We start from the raw sequence: 18910 nt of genomic DNA on the forward strand, positions 1-18910 counted from the left end.
CCGTCTGTAATGCGAACGGGGACCGGGCGAAAGCGCGGGGCCTCAACCCCTCCCGATATAGGGCATCTTCGTCGCCATCACGGTCATGAACTGCACGTTGGCGTCGAGGGGCAGGCCGGCCATATAGACCACCGCATCGGCCACGTGACGGGCGTCCATGACCGGCTCGACTTTCAACGATCCGTCGGGCTGGCGTATGCCGGCCGCCATCGGCTTGGTCATATTCGTCTCTGCATTGCCGATATCGATCTGCCCACAGGCGATGTCATGGTCGCGGCCATCGAGGGAGGTTGACCGCGTGAGGCCGGTGATCGCGTGTTTCGTCGCCGTATAGGGCGCCGAATTCGGACGCGGCACCTGGGCCGAGATCGACCCGTTGTTGATGATGCGGCCGCCGCGCGGGTTCTGCGCCTTCATCATCCGGAAGGCGCCCTGCGTGCACAGGAACGCGCCGGTGAGGTTTGCATCCACGACGGCCTGCCATTGCGCCAGGCTGAGTTCGTCCAGCGGCACGGAAGGTGCGAACAGGCCGGCATTGTTGAACAAGAGATCGAGGCGACCGAACCGCGTCTTCACCTCGGCGAAAAGATGCCCGACTGCTGCGGCATCGCCGACATCGGTCTCCACTGCCATGGCCTCAGCCCCAAGCGCACGCGCGGCATCCGCTACCTCATCGAGTGGCCCCCGTCGACGCCCGGCCAAAGCCAGATCGAACCCGGCTCGTGCGAGCCCGAGCGACACCGCCCGGCCGATCCCGGACCCCGCCCCTGTGACGATCGCGATCCGCTTCGACATGCGCGCTCTCCATTTCCTCGTCGGCCGGAGCGAACAGGCTGTTGCAACGGGCCGACGCGGCGTCTAGACAACGCGCGGCCTTGCGTCGATGGGGCGTCGCCAAGTGGTAAGGCAGCGGTTTTTGGTACCGCCATTCGGAGGTTCGAATCCTCCCGCCCCAGCCATCTCCCCCTAGGGAAATGGCCTTCAAGACGCCAGGACAAACCGGACAGAGCGGAACAGAAGGTGTTTGTCGGCCGCACAATGGTCGGCACACTTTTTCGACGTGTCTTTTTCGCCGCACCCTCCCCCCTCTCTCTCCTCCTCGCCGCAGGCTTGGGCCTGAGCCTTCCCGCCAACATTGGGGGGATGTGAACGATGGGCGCCCCTAAGTTCCCCAAGCTCAACGATAAAGAGCGCGGTGCAATCGAGGACATGGCGAACGGCGGATTGCTGTACGTCTATGTCGACGGCGACGGTGGTACCGAAGGCTCGCCGAGCCAGCCAGATTGGCCCATGCCCGGGTCGGGAGCCATCGTTTACGATGGGCCGCCGGTGCGGATCACGAGACGGCTGGTCCGCCGTATTCAGCGCCTTGGCACGGATTGGTGCACACGAACCCTTGCCGAGGTGCTTACCGACGAAGGCAAGGTGAAGGCTCGCGCTCTCTTAGACAAGCGCGACGTGTGGATCTTGTCCCCCCTCCCCGCCGCTCAGGGAGGACGCTGAAATGGGACGGACGACCCTCTGGCGGGAAGATTTCCTCGTCGCCGGCTACAAGCCCTACCGCGACGGCCTGAAGGACAGTGGCGAACGGCACACGCCGATCGACGACCGAATGTACCAGGGCAGCGTTCAAAAGCGCGTCCGAGACTATCGCGGCACACGCTACTTCATCAACGTCGACCTCTACGATTTTACGAAGGCGCGCCAGGACGGCCTTGAACACCGCAGCGTCGGACCGAACGTCCAGTTCTCCGTCAGAGACGACATGGATGAGACGGTGGACGTTTCTGGCGTCCAAGGCGACACCATCGCCGAGATCGAGGCGTTCTTCGCAAACCTTTGGTCGCGGATGCGCTGGGGCTACTACGAGGTTGATCGTCCTGAGGTTGCCCCGTCCCTCGCCCTCCCCGCCTCCGCAATTGAGGGAGGGACGGAGCCGTGAGCGACGAGCCAATTATCCCGCCGGCCGAAACAGACCGCTTCGTCTGCGACGTGATCGACCTTGCGTCGGTTCGCGTCGAGTGGGGCCGCAATCAGAACCCTAAGGCGAAGTGCGCGCACAAGTCACTGGTCTACAATGAGGGTGAAAGCCGCGTCTGGTGCCAGGACTGCGAGCGGACGGTCGAGAACTTCGACGCCTTCATGGTCATTGCTCGCAGCTTCCAAGCGATGATTGCCGAGGTCCGCCGGAAGAACGCCAAGGCGGATGAGGCAATGACCGCTACCGTCAATCGACGGGCGGCAAAAGAAATGGAACGCACCTGGAACGCCAAGATGGGGGTTGTCTGCCCCCATTGCCGAGACGTCTTGCTGCCTGAGGATATCGAAAAAGGCACGTCATCGTTTTCGCGAGAAATGGAACTCGCTCGGCGCGCTCGCGCAGCCAAATCGGAGGGCTCCGGTCATGAGTAGTGTGGCCCAATTTCGCACTAACCGGAGACCCGGACAATGAGGGTAAACCTACTTCACGGCGTGGTCTTTGGGGCGATGCTGATCGTGACAGCCGTTGCCTCGCAACAGGTCGGATATGATCGCGGATTGTCTGATGGCCGCAGGCAAGAGCCCCGCCCCCTCCCCCTCGCGGGATGCACGAACGACCTCTTGGGAGCGGGACGATGAGCCTACAGTCAGAAATCGACCAGTACGTTCGGACAAGCTTCCTCGCGGACGAAATCGTGTCTGTCGCGGTCGGCGAACCCTACGAGTCGTATGGACCCTTGGAGATGATGGTCATGGACGTCACCGTCACCATCAAGGGCACGCCGCGCGAAGTGGCCGAGAAAGAGCTGATGGGCTTTGTGTCCGGGATGCGTCAGCACCTCGCGGACATCGGCGAAGAGGCGTTCCCTATCGTCTCCTTCCGTCCGACCCTCCCCCTCCCCGGCGCAGGCCTCGGGCTCGCGAAAGACGGAGAGTGACCGATGACAATTGTGAGGTTTCCAGTCGAAGCTGCCCGCTCTCATACCAAGCGGGCACGCCTCGTCTCCTACCTTCGCGAGCTGGCGGATTTCATTGAGCGGGACGAGCTTGAGACCGAGCCCGACGCGGCGCTGGTAGTGCTGACCGGCGCAGAAGACCATGAGGTCGTCTGTTGCGGCTACGGAGATGATGACAACGCGCTGGATGAGGCCGCCATGGTTGCAGGCTCCGTGACGCGCGGATCGTTCGTCACTATGGGCGGCAATCGGCGCAAGCGCGGCGACTATCGGCCGAAGAGGATGGAACGACCGAACATCGTGGATGGTGTCTTCCCGAGGAAATCAGACCTGGAAGCACCTGACCATGGGTGAACCCTTGCCCGCCGCATCCCCGCGCCTACCCTAGCTCTATGGACACCCCCACCGACCTCCGCGCCACAGCCGCCCGCCTCGCCACGATGACCCAGACGGGCGCGTTCATCCCCAAGGATCAGGTTGGGGTCTATGCTGAGGCGCTGAAGGCCTTGGCCGAGAAGATGGAGAGGGAGGGGAAGTGACCCAACCCACGATCCGCTTTCCCCTTCGCATCACCGAGGTAGGCGAGGCCATCGCCGTGCTGGACGCCGTGGGGACGCATTGCGCGTACATCTACCACGAGGACGAACCGATCCGCCGATCCAGCACCAAGCGCGTCACGAAGGCCGAGGCGGTGGAGATGGCGAAGATCATCGCTCGGGCGCTGACGGCGGAGTTTGGCCCTACTTCCTGACCGGAACCTCGATCGTCACCAGCTTGCCCGAGATCGGATCGAGGATGGTGAGCGTCATGGCGATCTCCGGGGGTAGTCCGAAAGATGCCGGGGGAAGGGTTAACGGAACCCTAACGGGGTTCGGTGGCAATCATCCAACAGGCAAATCGGTTCGGGATGCCGCTGGTATCATCCACTCGGAACAGTCCGAATTCCCGGTCCCTGGTCTGCCCACGGAGATCCAGTCCGACCCAAGTTCCATCAGATGGGCCAGCGAACGTCAACGCTAGCTTCGCCCGTGGATACGGCACCCATGACGCGACGAAGCGGCCTTGCATGTCGATAGAGATGTTCGGATGCCTCATGCCAGGATTGACGCGCATCAGGTCGGCCAGCCCCTCAAAAGATGCGAGCGAGGGCTGGATGCCCGCTTCGACAAAGTCGTCCTCGCAATCCAGCAAGCTGCGAAGTTGAAGCGTAAAAGCCCGAGTGCGCTCTTCGGAAAGAGGCCGTCCGCGATAGATTGAGGCGTCCCAGATTTGATGCGCTTCCATCTCCCTCACTCCCCCGGACCGGTCTTCGGCTTGCGCTCGCGGCGCTTGAGTTCGGCTTCGACGGCGGTGCGCAGAAAGTCGGTCTTGTCCTCGGCAGGTTGAAGGACAGCCTCCATCCTTGCCAGCGAGCCCTTCGGCAGCGGCGCGACGATCTTGTCCGGCCATAGCATCGGCCTGCCCGCGCCACCAAAGCCCGGTCTTCCTGGGGCCGAAAGCCCGTTGGCGACGGCTTCCGTAGCGGCGACGAGGGCTACCCAGGCGGCTTCCTCCGTCACATTGAACCATTCGCCCAGAATGGCGCTCTCTCGGAGCAGGTAATGCGCATAACGCTCTACTGCGCTGGCGTCATTGGTTGGCGACGGTGCCGCGCGCTTGACGACTAGGCGTCGCGGGTTGCCGGTCTGCAGCCCCTTGAGCCGTCGGCCCGGATCTACGGACAGTCCGACCTTATGTGGGCCGTCCTCGCGGCTTCCTATCACGTAGAGGAATGCAGGCTCAGCGCTTGCCATTGCGCTTCTCCCTGGCGTCCAAAGCCTCCTCGACGAGAACACGAACGGCTTCTGACCATGTCGGCAGCGGGCGCTGTGTCGATCGCCATTCTTCGACCCGTGCGTCCCAGCGCTCAGTGACGACGAGTTGCTTTCGCACCTTCGCAAGCTGGCCTTCGGGTTCGACCCTCCGCGTCACACCGCGCCCCGCCCTCACGATTTCGATCACCGCGCCCTACTCCCACTTGCCGCCGTTGGGCAACATGTGTAACTTGCGGAACATCAGTAAGCAAGCGATGGCTTATCTAGGCAATCGCATATGCCTTTTGGAGATTGCAATGGGCCTGAAGATCACCGACTTCCGGGTCAGCACCTTGCTCGATACGAGCGTTGCCGACGTCGCATCGTACCCGATGGTCTTCGGCATCGACGGGTATGTGGACGGCGACGGCTGGGCGGGATGGGCACGAGATGACGATGGCGACAGCCGCCTCACGTTCAAGACCATTGAGGAGGCCGAAGCCAAGATCGCCGAGCTTCGGAGGCAGTTCGCATGACGGAGACAATTAAGCAGGCACTGGCGCGCGCGAAGGGCGACGTGTTCGTCCTCCTCGCCTCTGGCTACACCGAGAGCGCCACGCCGCATCGTCTCAAGATCCACAAGCCGGACGCACGCAGGATCGTGGACGCCGCACCGAAGCAGCATCAGCCGCACGCCCTTTGGGAAGGCGAAAATCTCATCCTGACGCCCGCTTGCAAGACCCCCACCCCCTAACCCTCACCTCGGGCATCCGGCGGGAGAAGAGGAGATCAGGTGATGAGTGAGACAAGTAAGATAGCCCACCACGCCCATTCGCTTGAGCTTGCGGCAGCCGTTCTCAGAAAGCTGAACAAGCCTGCCACGGCCGACTCGTGCGCTAATGCCGCCACATACCTCCGCAGCCTGATCCCGAGCCGTCCTGTCCCGTCCCAGACCGCCAACGAGGTGTGAAACGATGAATGAAATTCGAAACGCAAATGGCGTGACGCTCCGTGAAGGGCTGGAAGAATGGGAGAAGCACCAGCGTGAGCAAGGTGCGATCTGCAATGCCGAGCTATTGCGGTGGGCGCGAGAGAGCATCACGGCCCCCGCCCCTCTTCCGCTGACCGATAGACATGTCGACGAGCATGGCGACGATTGGGCCATGCAAATCGCCAAGAATATCCGCGTGAAGTGGATGCAATCCGCCTTGCTGGCCGGCGGCGAGTTCGCTCTACCGAAAGGGCACCTCACGGACATTGCCGATGCCCTACGTGCGGCTGAGGCGACCGGGCACGTCTTGGGGCACATCAACGCCGAGAAGTAACCGCCCCCTCTCCAAGCTGGAGGCGCTGAGTTTCGACGTGGTGGATCAAGGAGGGGAAGGGTGAGCGAGACAAACAAAGCGGAGAGCGACTCTTCAAATAAGCAAGCGTTGAGCCATGCTCAGAACTGGCTGGTAGCAAGCCTGCAGTACCGACTTATTGATGATCCACAGGGGAAAAGACCGCTTGAAGAGAGGTGCGACTGGTTTCCCGACAAGTTATGTCGTGATGCTGCGAAAGAAATTATAAGGCTCGCGAATGAGAACAGCAAACTGCGCGCTGAACTAGCTAAGGCCACGGAGACGTGGACCGATGAGAAGGGTGGCGTGTGGTCTCCCGTCCCTGCGTGGTCCTACTTCGCGGCTTGCTACAAGCTCCGCATCGAACGGGATGCGGCACTCGCAAGATGCGAAGCCGGCATTGTTACCCCCTCTGCGGGGTAGAGGCATCATGACCCTTCAAGACCTCATCGCGCGGGTAGACAAAGCTAAGGGACCGGATCGTGCATTGGATCACGACCTCGGGGCATTCCTCGGCCTGCCGACACGGCGGGTCGCGCGCGGTGAGGCCCCGAGGCTTTGCTATACCCGAAGCGTTGAGCAGTCCGCGTGGCTAGCCGAAAAGGTTCGACCGGGCTGGGATTGGTCAATCGGCAGCTTGAAGGACACCGGCGGCTACCACGCTGAGCTTTTCCCTGAGCGCGACGAGCCTACGGATTACACGGAATACGGGAACACCCCTGCTCTCGCTCTGATCCGAGTGGTTCTATCGACCCTTGGGGATTGACCACCACCCCAGACTGATCCGCACTGCGGAGAGGAGAACGAGCGCATGGAAGCGATCTTCCGTTGGGCCGGCTTCATGATCCTGAATATGGCGCTGTGCGTAGTCGTATCGCTGATTGCCCGGCAAGGTCTTCGGATGGCGGATATGGACCCCGCTGGAGGGTTCGCTGCAGGCGGGGTCGTGTGTGGCTATTTGCTTCGTTGGTTTGAGGTCAGGTCCCTTCCCCGCCCTGACGGCGGCCGGGCTTGAGTGTGCAACTAGGCAATTATTCAATCACTGCTTCAGGATTCTTGCCCTGTCTGCCTTACGTTCGCTGATTTTTGTCTCAAGTTCCGTAATGGTGGACTCTTTAGGGGAACTCATCATCAATTCTTTATCAATCGCACGGTCCAAACTTGCTATCTCAGTTTCAATTTTTCGAAGTCGATAGCCTGGATAGAAGGAATAAAATAAGTCCACAAACCAGTTTATCAGTCTATCTACCGAACGGATTACAAAAACTGGCATTATAATTAGCGCCCGACGTTTCTTTTCGCCGTTCTACGTTTCGAGCGATGGGTACGCAAGATTGCATTGGCATTATTACGCTAGATTTCCAGAACTGTACGGTCCCGGACGAATTCTTGCGGCTGCAATCGGAGTATGTATCCCGGAGCAATCCCTGACGAGAGCACAACATAATGAACCCGCGCGTGGCAGCGATCATGGTCTCAACGGCTGTCACCTACGTCAGCCTACTGGTGTTCGCGCTGCTCAGCGACCTACCCTGGCTAATCGCGACGCTGGCGCTACTAGCGGTCTACGGATTTACGCCCCGACGCTGGTTCGATTGAAAACGAAAAACCCGCCGCGGCGTGAGCCGGGCGGGTGAGGGGATAGCCGAGGCGGCTTATCGCATCGCGGCCTTTATCGTTTCTTCCACAGTCACGATCGGTATCGAAAGATGCTGTGAGGTTATCCGTACCAGTTCGCCCGTCGCAGATGCCCAGCCATTACGTTTGAACCCAATCACGGTCACGCCGCAGGGATAGCCTCCGTCAAGCGCCCAATCGAGCTCCACCCCACGGGGCAGGCCATCGCCTTCTACGGGTATGGTTGGTCCAAGCAAGATATGCAGGACGTCGACAGAGTCGTCGTATTCCGCTCTCACTTTTTCACCCCCACCAGCTGCAAATCCGGCGACCATAAAAGTTCGTGCTGCTGTAAATCCTTAAAATCTTTCCGATGTCCAACGCTGGCAACCGCGGCCAGTGGGTTGGCTTGAGGGTCTACGAACACAACGAACGGGCTTCCTGAACCGGAAGAGTGTGAAGCGCTCACAAACGCAATGTAATCCTGGTTGGTTGTCCCCGCCACAACCGCAGTTGGTGTCGATAGAGTCGCTTGCACGATCGTGGGAGTTTCTATTGGCACGCGCTGAACGAGCTTCTTAACCCAGGTATCAGCATAGCAAACAACCTGCGTGGCGCCGGGATACGGCGTTATAGCTATAAATTGCGTCTGTCGGGAAATCTGCACTTCCAAGCCTACTGTGTACTTACAGTAAACTTAGGGTCCATTGGAATGGTACCAAACTGTCTTTCATACTCAGTTATTGCGCCTTGCAGGGCGGCAACCATGCCCTTAGTCGCAGTCGGGCTCATAGAAAGCGTGGCAAGCCACTCAGTATACACTTCTGGCACATTCATGCCGCCGGTGACATTAACTACAACCCTAGAATGTCCCACCGACAAAAGAAATTCTGAGGGGTTCAGGCCAAGCGCGAACTGGGAAACTGAAATCGTCTGTGTGGCGGCGATCGAGGTCGCTTGGGGCCGATCTTCAGTACCATCTGCCATTCTGATGCTCCTGTGCGATTCGGAGGACACATATCACCGAAATCCTGAATGGCAGATGGCGCAATCGAATATCTTCTCCAAACGAAGAAAGCCTCGCCCAGCCGAAGCTGAACGAGGCCCTATCGTGCTCTCAGGAAGACCGACAGGCGCGGTAGCGCGTCGGGTGTGGGTTAGGGAGGGGGTCGCGCGCAAGCCGCTCTTTCGCAGAGCGCGGGACGTAGCCATTCCGCTACCCACTTCAGATCAGGTGACAGGGCGACGAGGCCCGCGACGACACCGACAGCGATTGCCCATGCCAGACTGATGCGGAAGCGGGTCCACCGCGGTACGCCGGTCCCGATGATGTTGGGTGCCGCTACTAGCATGAAGATCCCCAGCGCGATCAGTGAGACCGTGAAGCTGTAGATGTCGTTGTTCACGACATGGTTTTGGAACTCCGACAGCCGCCATAGGATCTGGAAAAGGCCGCCGACCCCGACGCCGACGCAGAGGACGAACATCCCGAGCGCGCCGATGAGTTCCGGGTTCGGCCAGCGATGCGCCTTGTAGGCCCGGATCGCGGTCTCCCCGTAGGCCACCATGCCGATGAGGCCCATGGTTGCGGCGCCTGCTCTGGCGGTCTCTGCGACCGATGAAACCGACGCGTAGTGTGCGAATGTCGAAAAGAGCGCGATGTAGGCGACGGTGAACCACGTCAGCCGGTTACCAAGAAATGTCCTAATGCCGGCCATCGTGATCCCTACCCTTGTCCACTTCGTCCAGCATCCCGCGCAGGAAGGCCTGCGCCCGGCTCTCGTTCGCCATGGCTTGTGAGGCTGTCACGATGGCTCCCATTGAGACGCGCGCGTTTGCCATCCGCGCCTGCTCGAAGCTCTTTGCGACCTCTGCGACCTTGCGCTTCTCCTCGCCGGGCAGCTCGCGCAGCACGAAGTGGCGTCGCTCCGTTTGGGCGGGGCAACCGCAGAAAGATCGAAGGGCGTTGATCATGGAGCGCCATTTCGTCATGCGCCGCCCCCACCACCCGACTTCACGCTACGCGTCAGCCAAGTCACTGCTTCGGTCAGGGGGGTGATGGCAGCGGCGTTACCGTGAGTGATGAGTGCGACTTCGCCGAGCTTCTTCGCGACCTCCTGCGAGGAAGCGGCCGTCTCGGCCATGCGCTGAGAGTTCACGCTGATGACGCCCGTGGCGTTCTGAAGGGCGGTGACGAGTTCCCGCTGATCTGCGAGACGCGCGTCGTAGGACGCCTTCAACTGACGCTGCCAGTCCTCACGCTCCTCGTCATGGGCCTTGCCCGCATTGCTTGCCTTCTTGTCGAGGTACCAGATCGCCACCAAGGCCAAGGCCAAGAGCGAACCGAGCAAGCCGTACTGCGTGGCAATGCGCGTGAGGGCTTCGCTCACGCCAGGCAGAGCTGCGCCATCGCTCCCCGCCCCCGTAGGGATGCCGGTCGGCACCTCAACGGCGACGCGGTAGATCGTGCCGGAGAGGGCCATGCCTTAGCGCTTCGCCGGAACAGCCGTGGAGACGCCGCTGACGCGCTCGTAGGTGCGCTGTGCGCCGAGGCCGAGCAAAGCGGCGAGGATCGGCAGGATGTCGGTCATGATGAGCGTTGGCGGTGCCGGGAAGGCGATGCCGAGCGCGACGCCGATCATGGCACCCAGCCACGTGAAGATCGGCGCGAAGAGATACTGATACCCCAGCGCAGCGACGCAGATCCAACCCACGCTGGGCCGCCACCGTGAGCTGAACCGATCGTTCCCTTGCGCCTCGGCGAGGTTGAGATCGTTCTGCGCCTTGTTCTGCTCGGAAATGACGGAGGCGATGGCAGCCTCGCGCGCCGAGATGACCTCCTCGACCTCGCGCTGCGCCTGAGCGCGCGCCACCGGGTCGGGCACCAGCCGTTCGACGAGGATCTTCGCCGTTTCCGTGATGCTGGGGAGGACGCCAGGCAACGCTGCGCCGATGATGGAGCCGATGATACCGCCAGCCATGGGGTCAACCTTCGAAGGGATATTTTGCGCGGAAACGGGCCAAGATGCGGGCCAGTAGATTGGGCTGCGCCACGTAGGTCGGCTCCGGCAGCGGCTTCGCAGGCGTCAGCACGCCACTGTTCCGAGGCGCGGGCTGGACGAGGGGGCCGGGGGAGGTCGGAGGGATTGGGGCCACGGTGACGGGCGGGACGGGCACAGTCGCCACTACGCCGCCAGGAAGGTGCCCAGCGGCCAACAGGGCCGTCTGGAAGCCCCGGAAGTAGCCGGCGATGGTCGAGGCCTTGTCCGTGCCGTTGATGATGGCCCGTGCGCCGACCGGAATGCTCTTCGTCGGGCCGAAATAGTCGGACAGCTTGCGGCCGGTGAACCAGCCTTCCTGCATGCCTATGAACATGATCGCCGCGGCGATGTCGGGCACCATGGCGCTGTCGGGGGTCTGTGTCAGATCCTGCGAGCGGGTGAGGTACCCACGGTTCTGGAGTTCGCCTGTCGCGCGCCGATAGTTAGCCCGGCCTGTGAGCTGAACGTAGCCGCGGCCCGCGAACTTGGCGCCGTCGCCAGGGATCGTATTGCCGAGCGCCTTGGCGACCGCTGGTCGGCTTCCGGCAGGGTCGTACATCTTCGTGTAGTAGGCCGTACCCCCATACTCCTTGATCGGGAGCATGGTGCGCGCGGTCTCATGGAAGGCGGTCGCCAAGCAGTACGCCAGCGAGTCGCTTCCCAGATCGGGCGGGCAGGCGTCAAGGATGGCCTCCATGCCGGAAACCTGCCCCTGGCTCAGGGAGCCTCCGAACACGGATTTGCGCGCGCTGGCGAAGAACGCCGCGCGGTCCAGGCTGGCTGCCATGGTTCAGTTCTCACGATGTAGGGGTTGCGCGGCGACCGGCCGGCTCGGGAGGGCGGTTGACCGCCTCACAATCAGATTGCTATCCCGCCGCGTCGCCTCGGGTGCTCGCCTCACAACAAGCAAGCGGGGCGACGGCGGGTCGGGCGTTCGCGCCGGGCGTTCGGCCCGCACTGACCTTCACCCTGCCGCCGGCCTTGGGGTCCAACTGAGGTGCGTGTCGGTTAGGCGAGTTCTCGGATGCGGCTCAGTTCGGGGTCCGGATCACGAGCATCGCGGTCGAGGTGTTTCAGTATCCGAAGGTCGCCAGACGGTACCCAGACCTCGCTGGATCGATCTCGCCATTCCGCGGGCAGAGCCATGGCCCACTCGCCGGCGTAGTCGTAACCCTCTTCGATCCGCCAGTAGACCTCAAACACGCCCGTCTGTCCGATGAGGGTCTTGGTCGCGTCGCTGAGATCGTGGGTGACGCGGGGCTCGAATACCGCGAGCACCCAGGCGTAGGGTTCGAGGGTCATGCCTAATGATCCAGATCCCAAGCGGTCATGTGAAGGGTCACTGTCTCAACGGGCGCGATGTCCGTGACGATGCAGTCGGAGAGGAGGCGCAGCCTGCGCGGATGGCGCTTCGGCGTCCAGCCCTCGACGCCGAGAGATATCGATGACCCGTAGGCGATTTTTGACCCGATGTCCCCCACCACCATGCGATGAGAAACCCCGGAGAGAAGTTCGGTCTTCATGGTGCCATCCCCTCAGAACGTGATCCCCGAGCCGATCTCACTGTGCCAGTTGAGTTCCGTCGCGCGAACCAAATTGTACTCGGCCGGCGTCAGCTCGACGTTGAAGTCGGCAACGAACAGGATGTTGCTGGTCCCACCATAGACCGAATATGAGCTGCCGATCCGCATGTTGCGCGGGGCCATGTCGCGGGTACTGCCGGCGGCGCGGGTTGCTACAGCCGCCGTCAGCCCAAGGGCCGGCGCGTAGAGCTTGACCTGTGTCGGCGTGTGGATCGTGACCAGGAACACCGGCGCCGTCATCGGAACGTTGGTGAGCACCGTAAACGTCGGGGTCGATGAGCCGCCCGGCGGAGTGCCGTAGCTGTTAGTGTTGAGACGGGCGTAGCCGTCGCCAGAGTCGCCCGCCTGACCGACGTAGATCGACATCCCGTCGCCCTGGTTATTCGAATAGAGCATCGGCCGATTAGCGTTGGCGGCAAACGTGTCCAGGCTTTTGACCACCATGCACACCGTCATGGTGGGGACTTCGGGTAGCCCGGTGTCGAGGAAGTTCGAGCCACTCTTGCAGGCGAGCCCGGCCTGCGACGGAACGGGCGCACCGGAGACCGCCGCGAGCTGCGGCAACCCGAACTTGGCGCCGAGATTGCGGCGGGTCGAGTCCAGATCCGGCTCCGCTCGCCACAGCCCGCGCAGCCCGCGAACCGGGTATTTGGGCAGCACGGCCATGGTGTCGAACCGGAAGCTCTGCGGAACCTCGTTTACAAGGGTCATGGGATCACACCGCGATGGTTAGAGTTTGCGCAAGGGCGAAAGTCGACAGGTCGTAGGGCTTGCCTACGAGTGCTGGAATGTTGGCTTCAACGAAGTCGCCGCTGCCCGCTGCGTATTCGTAGTTATAGAGCGCGGGCGTCAGGTCCATGTCGGCAAGGTAGGTGTTGCCGCCTGTCGTTGAGTCCCCGCAGTTGACAGTCACCGAACCTGACAAAGCCCGAGCGCATGTCAGAACAACCGTGCGCGACCCGACGATTTGTGGAACAACATTGACGATGCCTAAGCTGTCTTTGACGAAGAAGCCTTTAGAGCTGCTATCCACAGCTGTGCTGCCAACGTATGGAACCTTCCACTGCAGGCCGAACATGCTGCAATAATCGAGGACGATGGTGGCACCGGAAACAGTGGCGCCGCGGATGAAAGGGGCCGTATGCCGGCCGTTCATCAGGTGACGGAAGGCGGCTTTGGCACCCTGCATGCCGCGCCAGCGATATCCGTTCGCCGTCAGATGGCCGCTCGCGTTGTTTGGGACGTAGCCTGCCGGATCGACGATGACGACCTGATCCGGATATTCCTGCGCCAACTCAAGCTGTGCCTGCCCGATTGCTACGGACCCGTTGATGTCCCGCGTGTAGGTGCCGCCCGTCTGGTAGAGGATGAAGAGCGGCGGCGAAGTCTGCCCGAAAATGCCGACCGCGATATCTGCGATTACATCGGCCATGAACTGAACGAAGAGAGCCTTCCAAGTCTCTTTCGATGTGTCGAATGTGTAATCCTGCTGCCCCTGATCAAATGGCACGGCGAAGAGCCCGGAGGTCGCCCCCTGCGCATCTGCGGCGGCTTTCATCTTCGTGGCGGCATTGACGAGGCGCCGATAATTGCCGGGCGTGCTCGCGGCGCCCTTAACCAACTGGTCCAGTCGCCGCGCTCCGATGCCACACGAGGCATAGGCGAAGAGGTGATCGGGGTCGTTCTCTACACCTTTGGCACGGTTCCACAGGTGCTTGAGGTAGTTGCAGAACCCCACCCCCATGTCTTCGCCGAAGGCACCGGCCTGGTTGTCGCCGGGCTGGATCGCGGCAACCTGCGCGTCAGTCAGGATCGCACCCTGATAGACGGCGTTGGCAAGTAGCGGTTGGAATGTCGCCGTGCCGAACTGCGTGTAAATGCCCGCGTTCGTGCCCGTGTCAGTCTCGATCTGGGAAGAGGGGCGCGGGCTGTTGCCCAACATGACGTTGCCATACAGCGGCGTCTTCGTCTTGGGCGGCATGCCCTCCTGCGCGATGATGAAGGACTGCCCGTCACCCAACACCACGTTGTACTTCCAGAAGAGCCGAGCCGCCCGAATGTTGGCGCGCTCCATGTAGGCCTTGCTGTAGGCCGCATTCTGGCTGTCGCGCAGGGCGTAGGCGGCGGCAGCAGAGTCGCCCGTAGATGAGGCCGATGCGGCGCGCGGCGGGCGGGCGTAGCCTTGGGGGTCGATAAGCGCGACCTCTTCCGGCCCGCCGAAGTCTTCGACGTAGGTCCCGTCCCTGCCAACGCGCGCGTAGCCCTGCGCGTCCATGTATCCGAACTTCGGTCCACCAGGGATGTCGATGTATTCTAGCTTCTCACCAACGCGGTGTGACTCGTGCGGCGACCACCAGCCTTCGCCCTGCGCGGCGAAAAGAGGAATGACGTTGCCGAGGCTGCCAAGATCGATGCCGGTCGTGCCCGAGACGACCTTGATGGTCGTGTCGGCGATATCGAGGTACCAAAGCCGAGCCGTCGTTAGATCGCCGGACGGAATGGCGACCTTGATGTGGCGCCTGATCTCGGTGCTTTCGGTCCCAAGCGTCGTCGTATTCAGGATGACCGTCGTGCCGCGCATCACCGTCACGGTGCGCGGGAAGTAGACGGCGATTCCGCCGCCCTTCGCGTTCTTCTGGTCGAAGATCAATTGGCCGCCAAAGGTGACGGGCGTACCGAGGCTGGTAAGGGTCCGGACCTTGCCCGTGAGGCTGGCAAGCGTTTCGCCGACCGTCTGAGACCATGATCCTGTGCCGGGCGCACCGGTCTTGCGATAGGTGCCGTTGTAGGCGGCGGTCGGGTCAGAACTGACGGTGGCCGTGGACTTATCCGGCCGGGAGAGGTCCGCGAAGAGATCGGCGCGGGTCGCATAGTCCGGGGTGCCGGAGGCCTGCGACGCCTGAAGAACGGCGATCTGGCCAGTATGGGTGGCGATAGTCCCTTCGGCGTTGGTGACCCGCCCTTCGAGTGCCAAGAAGCGCATGCCGACGAGCGTCGTGCTCCCGAGGAGGAGGGACTGAAACTGGCCAAACGTGCATCGCCCGGTCGTCAGCGGGCCGATGCCGTCCTTCTGGAAATGGCCGAAGACCTCGACGAGATCGCCAAAGTCTAGACCGGTGGTGCGAAGGCCGTTCGACATACAAGGGTCTCCCCGCGCGCCATCGGCCGCGGAAGCGGCATAGCGTCAGGCTGATCGTGGGATGGGATGGACGAGGGTGGTCGAGTAAGCGTGCCGCTAGGCGATGACAGCGATGGTGGCGGCCGAGACGAGGAAGCCCTTGGTGGTGTCACCGACGTAGGAGGTCGCGCTTGCATCGTCGGCGAAGAGCAAACGCATCTCTGCGCCCGTGGCCGCGATCGTGCCGGTAAGGGTGAGTAGCCACCAACCATCGGCGGTGAGCTTCGAGATCACCCCGGCGCCAGCCGTGACCAGAGCGCCCGACGTCGAGATCGCCGTGATGGTCCCGGCCGTAAGATCGAAGGTGAAGCGCACCGAAGAACCGAGGGATGTATCGTAGAGGTCAAGACGGCCCTTAGTCCGGCCGGATGCCTTGACGGCAAGGGCCGTGCGGACCCGGTTGCCGGACGTGAGACCGGTGACCGTGTTGGCGAAGCGGTGCGAACTGTTGGCGGTGCTCTCGGTCAGCAGGGTCGCCGCGCCACCATCCGGCCCGGTGCCACTAATGGTCGGCGTGGACAGGTTGGTCCGAACCCAGATCGCCGCATCCGTCAGGTCGTAGGGCTTCTGGCTGAGATTATTCGCCTGCATCAGGTTGAGGGCGGTCTTCGCCCCCGACGCCACCGCCGACGTGACCCCCGACCCGTTGAGCGCCCGGAGCCAGTAATTGTAGAGCCCGAGGTCGATCGGGGTGGTGGTCGTAAGGGCCTGGCTCGGGCCACCCGCGACGGGCGATCCGACGGCGACGGCATCGGCCGCGACCTTGCCGAACCCGATGGCCTGATAGACCTGGACTGCCTGAGCGTTGACAGAGACCGAGTTTTTGAAGGCGTGATCGACTGAGTAAGTGCCGGCACCGGACGAGGCAGCCGAGGTGTAGGTGGGCGCCGCCGGCGGATTGGCGTCGGCCACCGCCTTGATGGGCGAGCCGGCGGCCGGGATGTACGAACTGATGTCCGATCCCGCATCCGTGGAAAGCGCGCCCTCTACGGTGTAGGTCTCTCCGTCCGTCAGGGGCCCGGCCAGGATAGAAGTCCGGCTGGACGAGTTGAGCGGGATCGCGGTCCACGCCGTTGCGCCTGTCGCGCGGTAGCGGCCGATGAGGGACAGGTCATCCCGCGCGGGCGTATCGCAGGTGAGCCGGAGGAAGGCCGCGGTGGTCGAGCCGTTGATCGCGGAGCGCTCAATCGCAGCGACGAGATTGATGGGGGTGGTGGCATCAGAAGCGGCGACGGTGTGAAAGACGCTGGCGGTCCATTCGCCGGGCGTACCGCGGGCCGACACGGCCCTCGCTTGGATTTCGAGTGCATCGCCCTTGGTGTAGCCGGCGATGACGACCGCCCCGGCGCCGGAAGGCCGGCTCGTCGTGGTCCATGCCGTGACGCCAGCCTTGCGGGTCTGAACGTCGAAGGAGGCGAGCGGGACATAGCTGAGCGGGATCGCCTGCAACGACACGATGACCGGATAGGGATTGGCCGTCGTGACGGAGTCGAGAGCGAGCTTGCCCGATGCGATGCCTGTCACCATCGGAGCCAGCGGAACGTCCGGAATGCTCTGGGCCGGCCCGCCCGCGCGACCGCTCCAGGCCGGAGGCACATCGTTCGCCACCAGCGTCTCGATCTGAGGCGCGTGGTCTACAAGGGAAAGGCGGGCGGTGAAGTTCTCCATCGCCTCGACCCCTTTGACGGTGCAAGCCAGGGTTTCGCGCGTCGCCTCACCGAACATGGCGAGGTCATCGCGGGCCGGTGTGTCGCCCGTACCCGTCAAGGTGATGGTGTTGGTCGTGCCGGCGATCGTCTGGACCGGCTGGATGAGCGAGGCGCCGTCAGCGCGCCGGAACCGGCAGGCGTAGCTCTTTCCGGCTTCCATCGTCACAGGCTCGTCGAGCATCACCTTGTTGCCGACGACGGTGCGGACGCGCGCAGCAACCTGGTTGCGGTCGAGAACGTCATGTCCGAGCTCTACCCGATCGCCACGAGTGACGACGAGGCTCTCGAAGTCCTGGTTGACTGTGTAGCTGTGCGGCCGGTGGATCAGTTCGTACTGGCGCTTGCGGGTCTCCTTCCAGACCTGATCGGGGTTCGTGATGCCGGGGAGGTCCAGCTTCTCGAACACCTTCGGATCGCCAGAGAAGCCGGGCCACGGCACGATGCGCTCGGCCTGGGCGTAAGAGTTCGTCTCGTCGAGGAAGGTGACGCGGAAGGCGTCGGGGAACTGTGAGTAGGAGGTCTCCCCCTGGAAGCCCCAGGAATTGCGCGGCGTGATGTGCGCCGTAATAGTCGTCAACGCGCGATCGACGACGACGCCCCAACTCGTTCCGCTGTCATGCGGGCTCGCCCGGCCGGCGCCGGCGATGTCAGAGAGCACGTCGAGGACGGACGCCTCGTAGTCGTGAACGCGGTTGTAGAAGAGGCTGTTGGCGACACAGAATGCGTGCCACTCCTTCAGGGCATCGATCTCGTTCTGGGCGAGCGGGTAGGTGATCCCAGGCCCGTTCAGGACATAGCGAAACAGCGAGGCTGGGTTGCGGGTCTCTCGCGTGATGTAGGCGTTGGTCGCCGCATCCCAATCCGGGCAGAGCGTCTGCGCATCCGCGTTGAACTCGTCGAGCGTGCCATTCAGCTGTCCGGTGGCGCGGATGCGAACCGCCACGACCGCCAGGGGCTTGCCGAAGTTGATGGGGTACTCGGGGCGAAACGAGCGCAGCGCCGACCACACAGAGCGTCCAGTGCGCTGGATCTCCTTCTTCGAGAAATCCTGATCGGGGTTGTCGAAATCGCCGCTGTTGCGGGTCAGCTCAATCTCATAGCGACCGCGCTCAGGGAAGCTGAACGGGAAGGTCCGCGTAAAGGGCTTGCCTGAGAGCTTTGCCGTCACGGAGATGGGAGCAGCATTTGTCCAAGCCTCGGTGCCTGCCTTGCGATAGCGGGCGGCGAACTCAAGAGTGACGGCGACCTTTCTGCCGTCCTTGTCGACGCCGCCCAAGCCGCCCGGAAAGGTGAGGTCGATAGAGGCGTTCGCCGCGTCAGCCGCCGTGAACCGAGACTGCGGACCAGCGCCGATCCCCGCGAACTTCAGCTCAATCGAAAGAGCGCGCTCAATGACCTGATCCGGATAAAGCGTGACAGGCGCATCAGAGGCGTAGCCCTCTCGGACCTCGTACTGGACGTCCTTGTACTTCTCGATCGGAGTGTCGCCGATCCGGAAGTTCGTCAGGCGCAGCGGGCCATAGCCGAACGTGAAGAGCGCTCGGATGTAGCGCTCGTCGCCCACCGTCTCGGTGTAGGGCAGGCCAGCATAAACCGGGGCATAGCGCACCTTGCCGAGGATGAAGGGGATCACGCCGTCAGGGGTCGCTTGGTTGCGGATGCCTTGGATGGCGTAGGTCGGCGCGTCCTTTTTGTCGGTGCGCGACGGGA

Annotated in this window: 29 protein-coding genes and 1 tRNA gene; 14 read left to right on the forward strand and 16 right to left on the reverse strand. The window is 62.6% G+C overall.

What is annotated here, in order from left to right:
* Window positions 1-42 precede the first annotated feature (42 nt).
* On the reverse strand, window positions 43-795 hold the full coding sequence (locus ACYQOP_RS26535) for an SDR family oxidoreductase (RefSeq protein WP_461225141.1): 753 nt from the start codon (window positions 793-795) through the stop codon (window positions 43-45).
* An 89-nt stretch (window positions 796-884) separates the two neighbouring features.
* Between ACYQOP_RS26535 and ACYQOP_RS26540 the strand changes: the two genes are divergently transcribed.
* From ACYQOP_RS26540 to ACYQOP_RS26575, 8 genes are all read left to right on the forward strand, one after another.
* Window positions 885-959 (forward strand) — tRNA-Gln (locus ACYQOP_RS26540).
* Between the two features lie 193 nt (window positions 960-1152).
* Window positions 1153-1503 carry a hypothetical protein gene (locus tag ACYQOP_RS26545; RefSeq protein WP_461220632.1) on the forward strand — a complete coding sequence of 117 codons (351 nt, stop codon included), beginning with the start codon at window positions 1153-1155 and terminating at the stop codon, window positions 1501-1503.
* Window position 1504: 1 nt separating this feature from the next.
* The gene (locus ACYQOP_RS26550; RefSeq protein WP_461220633.1) at window positions 1505-1942 is read left to right on the forward strand and encodes a hypothetical protein; all 438 of its coding nucleotides are present in this window, start codon (window positions 1505-1507) and stop codon (window positions 1940-1942) included.
* Window positions 1939-2412, forward strand: coding sequence for a hypothetical protein (locus tag ACYQOP_RS26555; protein WP_461220634.1), 474 nt, complete (start codon window positions 1939-1941; stop codon window positions 2410-2412). Before ACYQOP_RS26550 ends, ACYQOP_RS26555 begins: the two co-directional genes overlap by 4 nt.
* A gap of 320 nt (window positions 2413-2732) precedes the next feature.
* Window positions 2733-2918: a hypothetical protein gene (locus ACYQOP_RS26560; RefSeq protein ID WP_461220636.1), complete on the forward strand. Its 186-nt coding sequence runs from the start codon at window positions 2733-2735 to the stop codon at window positions 2916-2918.
* A gap of 3 nt (window positions 2919-2921) precedes the next feature.
* A complete protein-coding gene (locus ACYQOP_RS26565; RefSeq protein ID WP_461220637.1) occupies window positions 2922-3290 on the forward strand; it encodes a hypothetical protein in 369 nt (122 codons plus the stop codon).
* 38 nt (window positions 3291-3328) lie between these two features.
* Window positions 3329-3475 (forward strand): hypothetical protein, encoded by a 147-nt coding sequence (locus ACYQOP_RS26570; RefSeq protein WP_461220639.1) that lies wholly within the window; start codon window positions 3329-3331, stop codon window positions 3473-3475.
* On the forward strand, window positions 3472-3687 hold the full coding sequence (locus ACYQOP_RS26575; RefSeq protein WP_461220640.1) for a hypothetical protein: 216 nt from the start codon (window positions 3472-3474) through the stop codon (window positions 3685-3687). Before ACYQOP_RS26570 ends, ACYQOP_RS26575 begins: the two co-directional genes overlap by 4 nt.
* 110 nt (window positions 3688-3797) lie before the next feature.
* Here ACYQOP_RS26575 and ACYQOP_RS26580 read toward each other — a convergent pair whose 3' ends face one another.
* From ACYQOP_RS26580 to ACYQOP_RS26590, 3 genes are read right to left on the reverse strand one after another with little or no spacing between them, the layout of a single operon-like run.
* Window positions 3798-4220 carry a hypothetical protein gene (locus ACYQOP_RS26580; RefSeq protein ID WP_461220642.1) on the reverse strand — a complete coding sequence of 141 codons (423 nt, stop codon included), beginning with the start codon at window positions 4218-4220 and terminating at the stop codon, window positions 3798-3800.
* 5 nt (window positions 4221-4225) lie between these two features.
* Entirely contained in the window at window positions 4226-4729 is a 504-nt protein-coding gene (locus tag ACYQOP_RS26585; RefSeq protein ID WP_461220643.1) for a GIY-YIG nuclease family protein, read from the reverse strand.
* The gene (locus ACYQOP_RS26590) at window positions 4716-4937 is read right to left on the reverse strand and encodes a hypothetical protein (protein ID WP_461220644.1); all 222 of its coding nucleotides are present in this window, start codon (window positions 4935-4937) and stop codon (window positions 4716-4718) included. The genes ACYQOP_RS26585 and ACYQOP_RS26590 overlap by 14 nt, the downstream gene beginning before the upstream one ends.
* Window positions 4938-5046: 109 nt before the next feature.
* Between ACYQOP_RS26590 and ACYQOP_RS26595 the strand changes: the two genes are divergently transcribed.
* The 6 genes from ACYQOP_RS26595 to ACYQOP_RS26620 all read left to right on the forward strand — a co-directional run bounded on the left by ACYQOP_RS26595 (window position 5047) and on the right by ACYQOP_RS26620 (window position 7671).
* Complete coding sequence (locus ACYQOP_RS26595; protein ID WP_461220645.1) at window positions 5047-5265, forward strand: hypothetical protein; 219 nt, start codon at window positions 5047-5049, stop codon at window positions 5263-5265.
* Window positions 5262-5483 carry a hypothetical protein gene (locus ACYQOP_RS26600; protein WP_461220646.1) on the forward strand — a complete coding sequence of 74 codons (222 nt, stop codon included), beginning with the start codon at window positions 5262-5264 and terminating at the stop codon, window positions 5481-5483. The genes ACYQOP_RS26595 and ACYQOP_RS26600 overlap by 4 nt, the downstream gene beginning before the upstream one ends.
* Before the next feature lie 220 nt (window positions 5484-5703).
* Complete coding sequence (locus tag ACYQOP_RS26605) at window positions 5704-6054, forward strand: hypothetical protein (protein WP_461220647.1); 351 nt, start codon at window positions 5704-5706, stop codon at window positions 6052-6054.
* Between the two features lie 60 nt (window positions 6055-6114).
* Window positions 6115-6495: a hypothetical protein gene (locus tag ACYQOP_RS26610; RefSeq protein ID WP_461220648.1), complete on the forward strand. Its 381-nt coding sequence runs from the start codon at window positions 6115-6117 to the stop codon at window positions 6493-6495.
* Between the two features lie 388 nt (window positions 6496-6883).
* Entirely contained in the window at window positions 6884-7087 is a 204-nt protein-coding gene (locus ACYQOP_RS26615) for a hypothetical protein (protein ID WP_461220649.1), read from the forward strand.
* Window positions 7088-7542: 455 nt separating this feature from the next.
* Window positions 7543-7671, forward strand: a complete 129-nt coding sequence (locus ACYQOP_RS26620; protein ID WP_461220651.1) for a hypothetical protein — start codon at window positions 7543-7545, stop codon at window positions 7669-7671.
* 313 nt (window positions 7672-7984) lie between these two features.
* Here the strand turns inward: ACYQOP_RS26620 and ACYQOP_RS26625 are convergent, their stop codons facing one another.
* The 12 genes from ACYQOP_RS26625 to ACYQOP_RS26680 form a co-directional block, all read right to left on the reverse strand.
* A complete protein-coding gene (locus ACYQOP_RS26625) occupies window positions 7985-8362 on the reverse strand; it encodes a hypothetical protein (RefSeq protein WP_461220652.1) in 378 nt (125 codons plus the stop codon).
* 2 nt (window positions 8363-8364) lie between these two features.
* On the reverse strand, window positions 8365-8676 hold the full coding sequence (locus ACYQOP_RS26630; protein WP_461220653.1) for a hypothetical protein: 312 nt from the start codon (window positions 8674-8676) through the stop codon (window positions 8365-8367).
* A gap of 170 nt (window positions 8677-8846) precedes the next feature.
* Window positions 8847-9407 carry a hypothetical protein gene (locus ACYQOP_RS26635; RefSeq protein WP_461220654.1) on the reverse strand — a complete coding sequence of 187 codons (561 nt, stop codon included), beginning with the start codon at window positions 9405-9407 and terminating at the stop codon, window positions 8847-8849.
* Window positions 9394-9663, reverse strand: a complete 270-nt coding sequence (locus ACYQOP_RS26640; protein WP_461220655.1) for a hypothetical protein — start codon at window positions 9661-9663, stop codon at window positions 9394-9396. The genes ACYQOP_RS26635 and ACYQOP_RS26640 overlap by 14 nt, the downstream gene beginning before the upstream one ends.
* A 14-nt stretch (window positions 9664-9677) precedes the next feature.
* Entirely contained in the window at window positions 9678-10172 is a 495-nt protein-coding gene (locus ACYQOP_RS26645; protein WP_461220657.1) for a hypothetical protein, read from the reverse strand.
* Window positions 10173-10175: 3 nt separating this feature from the next.
* A complete protein-coding gene (locus tag ACYQOP_RS26650; RefSeq protein WP_461220658.1) occupies window positions 10176-10670 on the reverse strand; it encodes a 3TM-type holin in 495 nt (164 codons plus the stop codon).
* A gap of 4 nt (window positions 10671-10674) precedes the next feature.
* Complete coding sequence (locus ACYQOP_RS26655) at window positions 10675-11517, reverse strand: hypothetical protein (protein ID WP_461220659.1); 843 nt, start codon at window positions 11515-11517, stop codon at window positions 10675-10677.
* Window positions 11518-11738: 221 nt separating this feature from the next.
* A complete protein-coding gene (locus tag ACYQOP_RS26660) occupies window positions 11739-12032 on the reverse strand; it encodes a hypothetical protein (RefSeq protein WP_461220660.1) in 294 nt (97 codons plus the stop codon).
* A 2-nt stretch (window positions 12033-12034) separates the two neighbouring features.
* Window positions 12035-12253, reverse strand: coding sequence for a hypothetical protein (locus ACYQOP_RS26665; RefSeq protein ID WP_461220661.1), 219 nt, complete (start codon window positions 12251-12253; stop codon window positions 12035-12037).
* A gap of 12 nt (window positions 12254-12265) precedes the next feature.
* Entirely contained in the window at window positions 12266-13024 is a 759-nt protein-coding gene (locus ACYQOP_RS26670; protein WP_461220663.1) for a hypothetical protein, read from the reverse strand.
* A 4-nt stretch (window positions 13025-13028) separates the two neighbouring features.
* Window positions 13029-15452, reverse strand: coding sequence for a hypothetical protein (locus ACYQOP_RS26675; protein WP_461220665.1), 2424 nt, complete (start codon window positions 15450-15452; stop codon window positions 13029-13031).
* Between the two features lie 96 nt (window positions 15453-15548).
* On the reverse strand, window positions 15549-18910 hold a 3362-nt coding region (locus ACYQOP_RS26680), incomplete at its 5' end, for a host specificity factor TipJ family phage tail protein (protein WP_461225143.1).

This window comes from Methylobacterium sp. CM6247, from assembly GCF_054817925.1.

Excerpts from the sequence above, each read along its gene's own strand:
- ACYQOP_RS26620 (WP_461220651.1), top strand. The coding sequence starts at position 7,543 with ATGGTCTCAACGGCTGTCACCTACGTCAGCCTACTGGTGTTCGCGCTG.
- ACYQOP_RS26660 (WP_461220660.1), bottom strand. The coding sequence starts at position 12,032 with ATGACCCTCGAACCCTACGCCTGGGTGCTCGCGGTATTCGAGCCCCGC.
- ACYQOP_RS26545 (WP_461220632.1), top strand. The coding sequence starts at position 1,153 with ATGGGCGCCCCTAAGTTCCCCAAGCTCAACGATAAAGAGCGCGGTGCA.
- ACYQOP_RS26605 (WP_461220647.1), top strand. The coding sequence starts at position 5,704 with ATGAATGAAATTCGAAACGCAAATGGCGTGACGCTCCGTGAAGGGCTG.
- ACYQOP_RS26635 (WP_461220654.1), bottom strand. The coding sequence starts at position 9,407 with ATGGCCGGCATTAGGACATTTCTTGGTAACCGGCTGACGTGGTTCACC.
- ACYQOP_RS26595 (WP_461220645.1), top strand. The coding sequence starts at position 5,047 with ATGGGCCTGAAGATCACCGACTTCCGGGTCAGCACCTTGCTCGATACG.
- ACYQOP_RS26645 (WP_461220657.1), bottom strand. The coding sequence starts at position 10,172 with ATGGCCCTCTCCGGCACGATCTACCGCGTCGCCGTTGAGGTGCCGACC.
- ACYQOP_RS26655 (WP_461220659.1), bottom strand. The coding sequence starts at position 11,517 with ATGGCAGCCAGCCTGGACCGCGCGGCGTTCTTCGCCAGCGCGCGCAAA.
- ACYQOP_RS26570 (WP_461220639.1), top strand. The coding sequence starts at position 3,329 with ATGGACACCCCCACCGACCTCCGCGCCACAGCCGCCCGCCTCGCCACG.
- ACYQOP_RS26650 (WP_461220658.1), bottom strand. The coding sequence starts at position 10,670 with ATGGCTGGCGGTATCATCGGCTCCATCATCGGCGCAGCGTTGCCTGGC.
- ACYQOP_RS26550 (WP_461220633.1), top strand. The coding sequence starts at position 1,505 with ATGGGACGGACGACCCTCTGGCGGGAAGATTTCCTCGTCGCCGGCTAC.
- ACYQOP_RS26580 (WP_461220642.1), bottom strand. The coding sequence starts at position 4,220 with ATGGAAGCGCATCAAATCTGGGACGCCTCAATCTATCGCGGACGGCCT.
- ACYQOP_RS26600 (WP_461220646.1), top strand. The coding sequence starts at position 5,262 with ATGACGGAGACAATTAAGCAGGCACTGGCGCGCGCGAAGGGCGACGTG.
- ACYQOP_RS26640 (WP_461220655.1), bottom strand. The coding sequence starts at position 9,663 with ATGATCAACGCCCTTCGATCTTTCTGCGGTTGCCCCGCCCAAACGGAG.
- ACYQOP_RS26565 (WP_461220637.1), top strand. The coding sequence starts at position 2,922 with ATGACAATTGTGAGGTTTCCAGTCGAAGCTGCCCGCTCTCATACCAAG.
- ACYQOP_RS26675 (WP_461220665.1), bottom strand. The coding sequence starts at position 15,452 with ATGTCGAACGGCCTTCGCACCACCGGTCTAGACTTTGGCGATCTCGTC.
- ACYQOP_RS26630 (WP_461220653.1), bottom strand. The coding sequence starts at position 8,676 with ATGGCAGATGGTACTGAAGATCGGCCCCAAGCGACCTCGATCGCCGCC.
- ACYQOP_RS26560 (WP_461220636.1), top strand. The coding sequence starts at position 2,733 with ATGGACGTCACCGTCACCATCAAGGGCACGCCGCGCGAAGTGGCCGAG.
- ACYQOP_RS26585 (WP_461220643.1), bottom strand. The coding sequence starts at position 4,729 with ATGGCAAGCGCTGAGCCTGCATTCCTCTACGTGATAGGAAGCCGCGAG.
- ACYQOP_RS26665 (WP_461220661.1), bottom strand. The coding sequence starts at position 12,253 with ATGAAGACCGAACTTCTCTCCGGGGTTTCTCATCGCATGGTGGTGGGG.
- ACYQOP_RS26615 (WP_461220649.1), top strand. The coding sequence starts at position 6,884 with ATGGAAGCGATCTTCCGTTGGGCCGGCTTCATGATCCTGAATATGGCG.
- ACYQOP_RS26670 (WP_461220663.1), bottom strand. The coding sequence starts at position 13,024 with ATGACCCTTGTAAACGAGGTTCCGCAGAGCTTCCGGTTCGACACCATG.
- ACYQOP_RS26535 (WP_461225141.1), bottom strand. The coding sequence starts at position 795 with ATGTCGAAGCGGATCGCGATCGTCACAGGGGCGGGGTCCGGGATCGGC.